Genomic DNA, 13,075 nt, shown 5'->3' with positions numbered 1-13,075 from the left:
CGTGAGCAGATCCTCCGCGGTGGATCTTGTGGTTGTCGGACTCGGTTACGTGGGGCTGCCGTTGGCCAGGTCCGCGGCTGCCGCCGGCCTCAAGGTGGTCGGTCTCGACCGCAGCCGACGGGTGGTCGACGGGCTGAACGCCGGCCGTTCGCACGTGGACGACATCACCGACTCCGATGTGCGCGCCATGCTGGAGCGGGGCTTCGAGGCCACCGACCGCGCCGGGGTCATCGCGGATGCCGCCGCGGTCGTGGTGTGCGTGCCGACGCCGCTCACCGACCACGGTGCTCCGGACCTCGGCGCGGTGCACGCGGCCGTGGACGACATCGCCGCCCATCTGCGGGCCGGCACGCTCGTGGTGCTGGAGTCGACGACGTACCCGGGGACCACCGACGAGGTCGTCAGGCCCCGGCTGGAGGCCGGTGGGCTGCGCGTCGGCGCCGACTTCCACCTCGCCTTCTCCCCGGAGCGCATCGACCCGGGCAACGCCTCCTTCGGGCTGGAGAACACGCCCAAGGTCGTCGGCGGCGTCACGGCCGACTGCACCAAGGCCGCCCGCGCCCTCTACGAGCGTTTCGTGAACCGGGTCGTCGAGGCCAAGGGCACCCGCGAGGCCGAGATGGCCAAGCTGCTGGAGAACACCTACCGGCACGTCAACATCGCGCTCGTCAACGAGATGTCGATGTTCTGCCGTGAGATCGGTGTCGACCTGTGGGACGCGATCCGGTGCGCGTCCACGAAGCCGTTCGGGTTCGCGCCCTTCTACCCCGGCCCCGGCGTCGGCGGGCACTGCATCCCGATCGACCCCAACTACCTGTCGTACAAGGTCCGTTCGCTGGGCATTCCGTTCCGGTTCGTGGAGCTGGCGCAGGAGATCAACCAGCGGATGCCCGTGCACGTCGTCAACCGGGCCGCCGATCTGCTCAACGACCAGGGCAAGGCCGTGCGCGGCTCGCGCGTCCTGCTGCTCGGCGTGACCTACAAGCCGGACATCTCCGACCAGCGCGAGAGCCCGGCGCTGGCCGTCGCGGAGAACCTCCTCGCGCGCGGCGCCGAACTCGTCTACTTCGACCCGCGGGTCGAGGACTGGCGCGTCGGTGGCGCCCCCGTCGAGCGTGCCGAGGACTATCTCGCCGCCGCCGAGGCCGCCGACCTCACCATCCTGCTCCAGCCGCACCGCGAGATCGACCTGGACGTGCTCGCCGACCGGGCCCGCACACTCTTCGACACCCGGGGCAAGTCCGCCGACCACCCGCGGGTGGTCAAGCTGTGACAACCGAAGACACGTACATACCCGGGGCCGTCGACTCCGGCGGCCGCCGCGCGCACCGCAAACGGCGGCACCTGAAGGTCTCGTACTTCGTCTTCCTGGGCCTGGCCGCGCTGATCGCCACCCGGCTCGACGCCGGGTCCCTGCACCTGTACTCGATGGGTGCCATGGGCCTGCTCGCCCTGAAGATGTTCGGCGCGCTCTTCTACCGTCCGGCCAAGGCCGGGCGGGAGGAGCTGGAGTACCTGGAGAACGCCTGGGTCACCGCGGTCATCCCGATCTACAACGAGGACCCGGTGATGTTCGAGCAGGGCATGCGCAGCCTCCTCGCGCAGAGCCGCCTGCCCAACGAGATCCACATCATCGACGACGCCAGCGCCGACGACTCCGGCATCCGCGCGGCCAAGAAGATGCGCCGCGAGTTCGAGGCCAAGGGCGTCAAGTACACCGTCAGCGTCCAGCCCGAGAACAAGGGCAAGCGCGAGGCGCTGGCGCTGGGCTTCGAGGCCGCGCCGTACTCGGACATCTTCCTCTGCGTCGACTCGGACACCGTGCTGTCCCGGGACACCGTGCGCGAACTGCTGCTGCCGCTGGCCGACGAGAAGATCATGGCCTCCACCGGCATGGTGCTGGCGCTCAACCACGACAGCAACATCTTCACGCGCCTGCAGGACCTGCGCTACGGCAACTCGTTCCTCTTCGAGCGGGCCGCCTACTCGCGGCTGAAGTCGGTCCTGTGCTGCTGCGGCGCGCTCTCCGCCTACCGCGGCACGCTGGTGCGCAAGTACCTGCCGGACTTCCTCAACCAGCAGTTCCTGGGCAAGCCGGCCGTCTTCGGCGACGACCGCCGCATGACCAACTACTGCCTGATGGAAGGCCAGGTCGTCTTCCAGGAGACGGCCGTCGGCTACACCGCCGTCCCCGAGAAACTGCCGCACTTCCTGCGCCAGCAGGTCCGCTGGAACAAGTCCTTCTTCCGCGAGTCGCTGTGGGCCTTCCGGCACCAGAAGAAGTACCGGCCCGCCTTCTGGCTGACCTGCATGGAACTCGCGCTGTGGCTGGTCTTCGGCTCGGCGATGTTCTACTCGATGGTCATCCTGCCCATCATCAAGCCCGAGCAGTTCGTCAACCACATCGGTGACTACCTGGTCTTCATGGTCCTGATGGGCTACCTGCGCAATGTGCGCTACCTCGACTTCCCGCGCCGCGGCATGGGCTTCGTCAAGCGGTTCGGCATGTTCCTGCTCGCCCCGATCTACGGCGTGATCCAGCTGACCCTGCTCACCCCGCTGCGCTTCTACGCCCTGTTCACCCTGCACAAGGGCAGCTGGGGCACCCGCCAGGGCGGTGTCGAGGTGTCCGTGGCCGGTGACCACGAGTCCGATGTGACGGAGATCTTCGAGGAAGAGGACCCGTACTCCGACAAGAAGGTCACCGAGACGCTCCAGCTGATGCGTCTGGAGGGCGTGGCCCTGCGCACCCGGCCCCGCCCGTCCGGCGGCATCCCGGCCCAGCCGCAGCCGATCCCCGGTTACGACGAGGAGCAGCACGCGGCGGCCCCGCAGCAGCGCGTGAGCTGGGGGACACCGGAACCGGCCGGCCATCAGCAGTGGCAGGGCGGGTATGACGGCTACCCCGACCAGTACCAGCAGCAGTACCCGGGACATGGCCACGAGCCCCAGCAGGGCGCGTACCCGTACCAGGACCCTTCCTGGCAGCAGGGGAACGGCCAGGGCGGCTGGTAGGCCGCCTCCGTCGGACGGGCATGAGAGAGGGCGGCCGGGGGGCCGCCCCTCTCTCATGTGTCCGGTCTGGTGCGTCCGGGCCTCAGGTGTACGAGGCCATCGCCTCCTCGACCGTCAGCACCGGGATGTCCCGGTCGTCGATCGCCTTCATCAGCGTCTCCAGGCCCGCCTTGCCGATCTCGGTGCTCGTCGCGGGGGCGCCCTCGGTGACCTTGTGCAGACAGAGGATCAGCCAGTCACCGCTGTTCACGCACCGGTCGAGCCGGCCGCCCGCGCCGGTCAGCTTCGACAGTGCCGTACCGCCGATGCCGGTGCCGTCGTTGATGCCGGTCAGCGCCTTGAGACGGTACGGCATCGCCGGCGCGAACGACTCGATCGTCTCGGAGATGATCGACCGGGCCGTGGTGAAATGCCGGCTCGCGATCTGGTCGACCGGGACTCCGTCGGTCGTCTTCTGGAACGCGCCGTGCGGATACGCGAAGTGCTCGCTGGTGAAGCCGTTGGACACCAGCCACTCGCGCAGCTTCCGGAAGTCGGCGTCGGCCTCCTCGGCGGTGAGCTTGGGATAGCTCGCCGTGTGGACGGCGTTCGCGTACGAGTGGCCCGCCATCTCCCAGCCGGAGAAGTCCTGCATCGAACGCATCTGGTTGAGCGTCAGGAAGCTGCCGGTGCCGATGGCGTCGGCGATGTTGTAGACCGTGCCCGGGAAGCCGTAGCGGTCCATGACCGGGCGGGCCAGGTCGTGGATCGACTTGTGTGAGTCGTCGAAGGTGATGGAGACGACGCCCTTGGGGAAGACCGAGACCGTGTCCGGTATCAGCTCCACGGCCTGGAGCCGGTACGTCACCGGGCCGCCGGCGTTGTCGTACACGGCGAACGACATGTCGGTGAAGCCGGTCTTCGTGGACGGCTTGCCGTCGGCGCCGATGGAATACGTGCCGGCCGCCGCGTTGACGTCCGCCCACTGGAGGTGGACCGTCACCCACTCCCCGGACTGGACGTAGTTGGCCGACGTCTTGGAGTGGGTGTGCAAGGTCCAGGCGAAGTGGTTCGCGAGGGAGCCGCTGCCCAGGTAGAAGACGAGCTTGGCCAGGTTCGTCACGTCGTCGACGCGGAAGACGAGCCGGATCATCTTGCCGGTCAGGCTCACCGCTGGCATGCCGGTCTTGCGGACGTAGGACTGCTTGCCGCTGCCGTTCGTGGTCACCCGGACCGACTGGGTGCCGCGCACGAAGACGGACTTGTCGTTCGCCTCGGCCGACGCGGTGCCCGCACCCCCGGGCGTCCAGCCGTGGGACGCCTGGAACTGCTGGGACCAGCCGGCCCGGCGGTACTTGGGTCGGCGGCCGGAGGGGGCGTAGAGGGGAGGCGTGGCGAGGCCTCCGATGGCTCCCTCGGCGGCCGGCGCGGCGGCGGGCTGCGCCACCACCTTGCCCAGCCACGCGCCGCCGCCTGCCATGGCGACGCCTCCTGTACCGCCCATCAGCAGCGCGGAGCGCCTGCTCACCACCGGCTTGTCCTCCGTTGCCTGTGCAGCGTGCCTGTGGGCGCCGGACCGCCTTTTGCTCACCGGGACTCCCGAACCGTGTCGAAGTAGTTCATGCCCTCGTCGGTGAAGCCGTCGACAGCGGACTGCACTTGCTTCGCCGACAGGGTCTCGTTCGCGTTGTAGTAGAGCCAGTCCACCTTCATGTCCCAAGCACGGTTTCCCTTGAAGGGCAGATCGATGAACCAGTGGTTGAAGTTCACGGACATGTCCGCGCGCGGGGCGTACTTCCCGTTGCTGAGGAAGAGCTTCTTGCCGTCGAGCCAGTAGGCGACCACGCCGTCCTTCACCCTGATCAGCACGGTGTGCCAGGCGGCGAGGCTCTTGTTCGTGGTCTCGTAGACCCGGTCGTTCGTCTTGTGGTCGAACCAGGTCACGGTGTCGAGCTTGGGACCGGGACGGCCCCAGCCGCCGTTCGGCATGTACTCGTTGTCCAGCTCGCTGTACTTCGAGCCCGTGCCGCCGATGGTGTAGAAGGTCTGGTTGACGTGGTCGCCGGGGTCTCCGGTGGCCGGCCCGTCGCTGAAGTGGATCCGGGCCGCGTAGGTGCCGTCGCGGAACTTGCTCGCGGCCGTGCCGAGGCTAGCCTGCTTCGTCCCGGCCCTGGTGCCGTCCGTGCTGGCGCGCAGGTTGAGCACCTGGCCGTCCTCGTGGGCGCCCTCGGCGGCGGGGAAGGTGACGCCGTCCGCCGACCAGGTGCTCTCGATGCCGGGGCCGCCCTTGCTGGTGCGGACCAGCCAGCCGTGCTTGAACAGGGCCGGGTCCTTGGCACCCAGGTACGTGAAGTCGTCGAACAGCACCCCGGCCGGGGGAGCCGGCAGCGGGTCGGGCGCGGCGGCCTGAGCCGAGGCCTTCTTCTCGGCACTGGCCTCGGTGCCGTCCGGCTCCTCGCCCCAGGCGAGGACGCCCCGCTTGTAGGCGGTGACCTTCTCCGCCTCCTTGTACGACGTCATCTCGGCGTCGAAGGAGCGGTCGTCGGACTGCTTCAACTGCTTGTGGTCGGTGCGGAAGAGCTGGAGGTCGATGCCCTTGCTGTTGGCGCCGGGCTCGAGGCTGCCCGCGCCGGCCGTGAATCTGACCTCCAAGTAGTGGTCGGCGCTGTCGGTGGCCTTGTCCATCGCGACGATCCGGCCGGCGACGTTCGAGCAGCCGAAGGCGGCGTTGACGCAGTTGAAGGTATAGGAGGCGGCGCCGTCGGCGGTGAACCAGTACCGGAGCGTCACATCGCTCAACGGCAGTGGCTTCTCCGTGTCGTTGAAGACCTCCAGCGATGGCTTGGCGGCCGTCGCGGTCGCCGGGGTGTCGGTCCGGTAGCGGACCTTGAGCTCGGGCGGGTCCGGATTCGCCGCCTTCCACACGGGATACAGCGCCGTGCCGCCGGCGGCGACCACCGCCACCAGGAGCAGGAGCCTGATCTTGGGCCAGACCCGGCGTCCGGGTGGGCGGCGGCGGGAGGACGCCACGAACGACTCCTTCGAGGACACCCGGTGGTCTCCGGTGGAGACCGTCAGGGCACGGTAAACAATGGTCAGATTGTGTGAGGATCCTATCTGTGACGGTATGCAGAAGGGGGGCGGGGCGTCCGGATCGTTACCGTACGCCCCACCCCCCTCAGGGGTTACGCGTTACGCGGGGACGCTCGCCACGCCCTGCGCCAGGAACCTCTTGCCGTTGACCCGCTCGGAGACGCCCTCGCGGTCCAGGTACGGCGTGATGCCGCCCAGGTGGAACGGCCAGCCGGCGCCCGTGATCAGGCACAGGTCGATGTCCTGCGCCTCGGCGACGACGCCCTCGTCGAGCATGAGCCCGATCTCCTGCGCCACCGCGTCGAGCACGCGCGTGCGCACCTGCTCCTCCGTCAGGACGCTGTCGCCCTGCTTCAGCAGCGCGGCGACCTCCGGGTCCAGCTCGGGCTTGCCGCTGTCGTAGACGTAGAAGCCGCGCTTGCCCGCCTCGACGACCGCCTTGAGGTTCGGGGAGACCGTGAAGCGGTCCGGGAACGCCTTGTTGAGCGTCTCGGAGACGTGCAGGCCGATCGCCGGGCCGACCAGCTCCAGCAGGACCAGCGGCGACATCGGCAGGCCCAGCGGCTCGACGGCCTTCTCGGCCACCTCGACCGGGGTGCCCTCGTCGATGACGTTCTGGATCTCGCCCATGAAGCGGGTCAGGATGCGGTTCACGACGAACGCCGGGGCGTCCTTCACCAGCACCGCGGTCTTCTTCAGCTTCTTGGCGACACCGAACGCCGTGGCCAGGGAGGCCTCGTCGGTCTGCTCGCCGCGGACGATCTCCAGCAGCGGCAGCACGGCGACCGGGTTGAAGAAGTGGAAGCCGACGACCCGCTCGGGGTTCTTCAGCTTCGACGCCATCTCCGACACCGACAGCGAGGAGGTGTTGGTGGCCAGGATCGCGTGCGCCGGGGCGACCGCCTCGACCTCCGCGAACACCTTCTGCTTGACGCCCATCTCCTCGAACACGGCCTCGATGATGAAGTCCGCGTCCGCGAAGCCCTCGGCCTTGTCCAGCACACCGGACACCAGCGCCTTGAGGCGGTTGGCCTTGTCCTGGTTGATACGGCCCTTGCCGAGCAGCTTGTCGATCTCGGCGTGGACATAGCCCACACCCTTGTCGACGCGCTCCTGGTCGATGTCGGTCAGGACGACCGGTACCTCGAGGCGGCGCAGGAACAGCAGCGCGAGCTGGCTGGCCATCAGGCCGGCGCCGACGACACCGACCTTGGTGACCGGACGGGCCAGGTTCTTGTCCGGGGCACCCGCCGGGCGCTTGCCGCGCTTCTGCACCAGGTTGAAGGCGTAGATGCCGGAGCGCAGCTCACCGCCCATGATCAGGTCGGCGAGCGCCTTGTCCTCGGCGTCGTAGCCCTGCTGGAGGTCGCCGTTCTTGGCGGCGGCGATGATGTCCAGCGCGCGGTAGGCGGCCGGGGCGGCGCCGTGCACCTTGGAGTCCGCGATGAAACGGCCCTTGGCGACGGCCTGGTCCCAGCCCTCGCCGCGGTCGATCACCGGGCGCTCGACCTCGATCTCGCCCTTGAGGACGGACGCGGTCCAGATCAGCGACTGCTCCAGGAAGTCCGCACCCTCGAAGAGCGCGTCGGCGATCCCGAGCTCGTAGACCTGCTTGCCCTTGAGCTGCTTGTTCTGGTTGAGGCTGTTCTCGATGATCACCGAGACGGCCTTGTCGGCGCCGATCAGGTTCGGCAGCAGCGTGCAGCCGCCCCAGCCCGGGACCAGGCCGAGGAAGACCTCGGGGAGCGAGAACGCCGGGAGGGCCGCGGAGACGGTCCGGTAGGTGCAGTGCAGACCGACCTCGACGCCACCGCCCATCGCGGCGCCGTTGTAGTACGCGAAGGTCGGCACGGCCAGCTTGGACAGCCGCTTGAAGACCTCGTGGCCGCCCTTGCCGATGGCGAGCGCGTGCTCGTACTCCTTGAGGATCTCCACGCCCTTGAGGTCGGCGCCGACCGCGAAGATGAACGGCTTGCCGGTGATGCCGGCGCCGACGATCTCGCCGTCCGCGGCCTCCTTCTCGACCTGGTCGATCGCGGCGTTCAGGTTCGCCAGCGAGGCTGGGCCGAAGGTGGTCGGCTTGGTGTGGTCCAGGCCGTTGTCCAGGGTGATCAGGGCGAAGCGCCCGGCACCCGACGGGAGGTCGAAGTGGCGTACGTGCGCCTGCGTGACGACCTCGTCCGGGAACAGCTCGGAAGCCTGCTTCAGAAGCTCGGCGGTGGTGCTCACTTGTCCCCCTCGAAGTGCGGGTTCTCCCAGATGACCGTCGCGCCCATGCCGAAGCCGACGCACATGGTCGTCAGGCCGTAGCGGACGTGCGGCTGCTCCTCGAACTGGCGGGCCAGCTGCGTCATCAGACGGACGCCGGAGGAGGCCAGCGGGTGGCCGAAGGCGATGGCGCCACCGTACTGGTTGACGCGCTCGTCGTCGTCGGCGATGCCGTAGTGGTCGAGGAAGGCCAGGACCTGGACGGCGAAGGCCTCGTTGATCTCGAACAGGCCGATGTCGGAGATCGACAGGCCGGCCTGGGCCAGCGCCTTCTCCGTCGCCGGGATCGGGCCGTAGCCCATGACCTCCGGCTCGACGCCCGCGAAGGAGTAGGAGACCAGGCGCATCTTCACGGGGAGGTCGTTCTCCCGCGCGAACTCCTCGGAGGCGATGACCGAGGCGGTGGCGCCGTCGTTCAGACCGGCAGCGTTACCGGCGGTGACCCGGCCGTGGACGCGGAACGGGGTCTTGAGGCCCTGGAGGTTCTCCAGGGTCGTGCCCGGGCGCATCGGCTCGTCGGCGGTGACCAGGCCCCAGCCCGTCTCACCGGCCTCCGCGTTGGTGCGGCGCACCGAGACCGGCACCAGGTCGGCCTGGATCTTGCCGTTGGCGTACGCCTTGGCGGCCTTCTCCTGGGAGCGCACGGCGTACTCGTCGGCGCGCAGCTTGGTGATCTGCGGGTAACGGTCGTGCAGGTTCTCCGCGGTCATGCCCATGAACAGGGCCGACTCGTCGACCAGCTTCTCGCTGACGAACCGCGGGTTCGGGTCCACGCCCTCGCCCATGGGGTGGCGGCCCATGTGCTCGACACCGCCGGCGATGGCGACGTCGTAGGCACCGAAGGCGACGGAACCGGCGACCGTGGTCACGGCCGTCAGGGCGCCCGCGCACATGCGGTCGATCGAGTAACCGGGGACGGACTGCGGCAGACCGGCGAGGATCCCCGCGGTACGGCCGATGGTGAGGCCCTGGTCGCCGATCTGCGTGGTCGCGGCGATGGCGACCTCGTCGATCTTCTTCGGGTCGAGGCCGGGGTTGCGGCGCAGCAGCTCCCGGATCGCCTTCACGACGAGGTCGTCGGCACGGGTCTCGTGGTAGATGCCCTTCGGGCCCGCCTTGCCGAACGGGGTGCGGACGCCGTCTACGAAGACGACGTCCCTGACGGTACGAGGCACGATGGCTCTCCTCCAGGGTCCAGGACGCTGAGCGCTTGCTCATCCCATGCTACTTATGAGTAACGTAGCTGCACAGTCCTGACATGGCGAGCGGCGAAGGTCACACCCATCTCACCGAGGCGGCGCAGTGGATCCCCTGGGCGTCAGAACAGGCGTCGGCACAGGATGTGACCCAGTCGCCCCATCGCCCGTGATCACCGAGAACAACGTCCGAGCCACCTCCGCCCCGAACCCGTGCACGTCATGACTCATCGCGGACAGCGTCGGATGCGTCAGCCGGCACAGCTGCGAGTCGTCCCAGGCCAGCAGTGACACATCCTCCGGCACCCGCAACCCCATCTCCGCCGCCACCGACAACCCCGCCACCGCCATGACGTCGTTGTCGTACACGATCGCCGTCGGCCGGTCCGGCGGCGCCGCCGTCAGCAGGGAACGCGTCGCCCGCGCCCCCGCGTCCCCGGAGAAGTCCGTCGCCACCTGCCACGCCCCGGCCAGCGCCAGCGCCCCCGCCGCCTCGTCGAACGCCGCCGTCCGGATGGCCGTGTGCCCGAGGGCCGCCGCCCCGCCCACCCGGGCGATCCGCCGGTGCCCCAGCGCGGCCAGATACCGCACCGCCTCCGTCACGGCCGTCGCGTCGTCGGTCCACACCGAGGTGAGCCCCCCGGTCAGCGAGGGATGCCCGACCGCGACCACCGGCAGCCCGAGCCGCTCCACCAGGTCCACCCGGGGGTCGCCGGCCCGGAAGTCGACGAGGATCGACCCGCCGATCTGCCGGCCCCGCCACCACGACTCCTGGACCCCCACCTCCTCGTCCAGATTCCGTACGAGTCTCAGCAGCAGGGAGCAGGAGTGCTCGGCCAGGACGCTCTCCACGCCCGAGACGAACTCCATGTACCAGGGTTCGAGCCCGAGCATCCGCGCCGGCCGGCACACCGCGAGCCCCACCACGTCCACGCGCGAACCGGCCAGCGTCCGCGCCGTGAGGTTCGGCGCCCAGCCCAGCTCCCGTGCCGCCCGGAAGATCCGGTCCCGGGTCGCCTCCGACAGCCCGGGCTTGTGGTTGAACGCGAGCGACACGGCACCCTTGGACACACCGGCGCGCGCGGCGACGTCCTTGATGGTGACGCGGGGGGTCGGCGTTGCCGTCATCGGGTGGGCTCCACGCAGTACAGGGCCGAACGAGCACTCTCCGCGTCCGGAGTCTTCCAGCCGCGCACGCCGATGGTCACCTCTTCCCCCGGCAGCAGCGTGACCAGCCCCCGGTCGGCCCGCGCCCGCGGATCCAGCCGGTCGGCCTGGAGCAGCAGGTCCCGGACCAAGGTGCGGGCGGTGACGGTGATGCCGTCGGGGGCGAGCGCGACATCGAACTCCGGCCTGGGGTAGGGCACCTCACGGTCCGGCACCGGGAAGTGCACCGCACGCATACCGTCCGCGTCCACGACCAGGAACTCCTCAGGCCCGGCCGGCGTCAGCTCCCGCGGAACATCCACCCGCGCCACCGTCCGCCCCCCGGCGGTCACCTCCACCGCCACCTGCCCCAGCACCTCGCCCCCGACGGACATCCGCCGCAGGGTAAGGGCCGGCGTCCAGTTTCCGGCCGCCTGGTTGACGGCCGCCAGCACCAGCCCGCCGTCCCGCGGCTGGAGCGTCAGCAACCGGTCCGCGTACAGCCGCCTCAGCTCGTGGTACAGCGGCTTCTCCCGCCCGTCCCCGTCGATCGCCGCCCAGGACGTCACCGGCCAGCAGTCGTTGAGCTGCCAGACGACCGTGCCCGCGCACACCGGCCAGTGCGCACGCCAGTGCTCGATCCCGGCCGCGACCGCCCGTGCCTGGTTGACCTGCATCAGGTAGTGCCAGCGGTCGAAGTCCCCCTTCGGCACGGCGAAGTGCCGGGCCAGCCCCCGTTCCAGCTTCCCGTTGCCGTCGTCGGCCTTCTGGTGGTGCAGCATGCCGGGGGAGTCCGGTGCGAGCTCCTCCCCGGGCAGCGCCTGCCGCAGCGTGGCGTACGCGGGCGGCGCCTGCCAGCCGAACTCGGCGACGAACCGGGGGACGCTCAGCCGGTAGTCGGCGTAGTCCTCCCGGTTCCACACCTCCCAGGAGTGGTGCGTGCCGTGCTCCGGATCGTTCGGATGCCGGTCCCATGACCCGGACCAGGGACTCCCTGCCGTGTACGGCCGTGTCGGATCCAACTCGGCCACCACCCGCGGCAGTACGCCCAGGTAGTACCCCTCGCCCCAGGAGTCCCCGGCCAGCCGCGGCTCCCAGCCCCAGTCCCTGAAGCCCCACAGGTTCTCGTTGTTGCCGTTCCACAGCACCAGCGACGGATGCGGCATCAGCCGTACGACGTTCTCCCGGGCCTCGGCCTCCACCTCACCGCGCAGCGGCTGCTCCTCCGGGTAGGCCGCGCACGCGAACGGGAAGTCCTGCCAGACCAGCAGCCCGAGTTCGTCGCAGGCGTCGTAGAAGTCCTCGCTCTCGTAGATCCCGCCGCCCCACACCCGTACGAGGTCCACGCCCGCCCCGGCGGCCTGCTCCAGCCGCTCCCGGTACCGCTCGCGGGTGATCCGGGACGGGAAGACGTCGTCGGGGATCCAGTTGACGCCCCGCGCGAAGAGCCGCTCGCCGTTGACGACGAGCGTGAATCCGGTGCCGTGCGCGTCGGGCCGTAGGTCCAGTTCCACGGTCCGGAAGCCGATCCGCCGCCGCCACACGTCCAGCGCGTCGTCGCCGTGCAGCAGCCGCACCTCGACGTCGTACAGCGGCTGTTCGCCGTAGCCGCGCGGCCACCACAGCCGGACGTCCGGCACCCGCAGCCGTACGACCCCGCCCGCCCCGTCGATCTCCGCGCGCGCCCGCACCCCGCCGACCGTCGCCTCCAGGGCGAGCGGCGCCTCCACCCGGGTCCGCTCCACGTCGACGGCCAACTCGACGACGCCCACGCCCTCGTCGACGGTGACCAGCGGACGCACCCGGGCGATCCGGGCCGTCGACCAGTGCTCCAGGCGCACCGGCCGCCAGATCCCGGCCGTCACCAGGGTCGGACCCCAGTCCCAGCCGAAGGAGCAGGCCATCTTGCGCAGGTACTGGTAGGGCTCGGCGTAGGCGGCGGGCCGCTCGCCCAGCCGTCCCCGCACGGCTTCGGCCTCGGCGTAGGCGGAGACGAACCGCACGGACAGCCGCCCGGACAGCCCCGTCACGTCGAACCGGTACGAGCGGTGCATGTTCCGCACCTTGCCCAGCAGCCGCCCGTCCAGGGAGATCTCGGCGACGGTGTCGAGCCCGTCGAAGACCAGGTCGGTCTGCTCCTGCGCGGACGCGCTCGTGAGCTCGCGCTCGTACGTCCAGTCCCGGCGCCCCACCCACGCCACCTCGGACTCGCCCAGGCCCAGGAACGGGTCCGGGATCGCCCCGGCCGCCATCAGGTCGGTGTGCACGCAGCCCGGCACGGAGGCCGGGAGCGGGCCCGGCTCGTGCCGCAGGATCCATCCGTCGCCGAGCGGTGTGGCCTCCAGCATGCGCACTCCCTTAACCGGTCAAGTAAAGAG

General features: G+C 69.9%; 8 protein-coding genes. 2 read left to right on the top strand and 6 right to left on the bottom strand.

Going from position 1 to position 13,075, the window contains the following annotated elements; genetic code table 11:
* The first annotated feature begins 1 nt into the window (after position 1).
* Both MQE23_RS11330 and MQE23_RS11325 read left to right on the top strand, forming a co-directional pair.
* Positions 2–1,273 carry a nucleotide sugar dehydrogenase gene (locus MQE23_RS11330; RefSeq protein ID WP_037670404.1) on the top strand — a complete coding sequence of 424 codons (1,272 nt, stop codon included), beginning with the start codon at positions 2–4 and terminating at the stop codon, positions 1,271–1,273.
* Positions 1,270–3,015, top strand: coding sequence for a glycosyltransferase (locus tag MQE23_RS11325; RefSeq protein WP_020273951.1), 1,746 nt, complete (start codon positions 1,270–1,272; stop codon positions 3,013–3,015). Before MQE23_RS11330 ends, MQE23_RS11325 begins: the two co-directional genes overlap by 4 nt.
* Before the next feature lie 82 nt (positions 3,016–3,097).
* Here the strand turns inward: MQE23_RS11325 and MQE23_RS11320 are convergent, their stop codons facing one another.
* The 6 genes from MQE23_RS11320 to MQE23_RS11295 form a co-directional block, all read right to left on the bottom strand.
* Positions 3,098–4,522, bottom strand: coding sequence for a polysaccharide deacetylase family protein (locus tag MQE23_RS11320; protein ID WP_243379076.1), 1,425 nt, complete (start codon positions 4,520–4,522; stop codon positions 3,098–3,100).
* A 59-nt stretch (positions 4,523–4,581) separates the two neighbouring features.
* Complete coding sequence (locus MQE23_RS11315) at positions 4,582–6,024, bottom strand: cellulose binding domain-containing protein (RefSeq protein ID WP_243379074.1); 1,443 nt, start codon at positions 6,022–6,024, stop codon at positions 4,582–4,584.
* A 162-nt stretch (positions 6,025–6,186) separates the two neighbouring features.
* On the bottom strand, positions 6,187–8,316 hold the full coding sequence (locus MQE23_RS11310; RefSeq protein ID WP_243379073.1) for a 3-hydroxyacyl-CoA dehydrogenase NAD-binding domain-containing protein: 2,130 nt from the start codon (positions 8,314–8,316) through the stop codon (positions 6,187–6,189).
* Entirely contained in the window at positions 8,313–9,530 is a 1,218-nt protein-coding gene (locus MQE23_RS11305) for an acetyl-CoA C-acyltransferase (RefSeq protein ID WP_020273947.1), read from the bottom strand. The genes MQE23_RS11310 and MQE23_RS11305 overlap by 4 nt, the downstream gene beginning before the upstream one ends.
* A gap of 111 nt (positions 9,531–9,641) precedes the next feature.
* Positions 9,642–10,679, bottom strand: a complete 1,038-nt coding sequence (locus MQE23_RS11300; protein ID WP_243379072.1) for a LacI family DNA-binding transcriptional regulator — start codon at positions 10,677–10,679, stop codon at positions 9,642–9,644.
* Positions 10,676–13,045, bottom strand: a complete 2,370-nt coding sequence (locus tag MQE23_RS11295) for a glycoside hydrolase family 2 protein (protein ID WP_243379070.1) — start codon at positions 13,043–13,045, stop codon at positions 10,676–10,678. Before MQE23_RS11295 ends, MQE23_RS11300 begins: the two co-directional genes overlap by 4 nt.
* Positions 13,046–13,075: the final 30 nt, after the last annotated feature.

It is taken from the genome of Streptomyces sp. HP-A2021 (assembly GCF_022807935.1).
GTDB lineage: Bacteria > Actinomycetota > Actinomycetes > Streptomycetales > Streptomycetaceae > Streptomyces > Streptomyces afghaniensis.
The sequence above is the reverse complement of the archived record's forward strand: the minus strand, read 5'-3'. Positions and strand labels throughout refer to the sequence as shown.

Bases quoted from the DNA above. Each gene is read 5' to 3' on its own strand.
- MQE23_RS11300 (WP_243379072.1), bottom strand. From the start codon at position 10,679: ATGACGGCAACGCCGACCCCCCGCGTCACCATCAAGGACGTCGCCGCG.
- MQE23_RS11295 (WP_243379070.1), bottom strand. From the start codon at position 13,045: ATGCTGGAGGCCACACCGCTCGGCGACGGATGGATCCTGCGGCACGAG.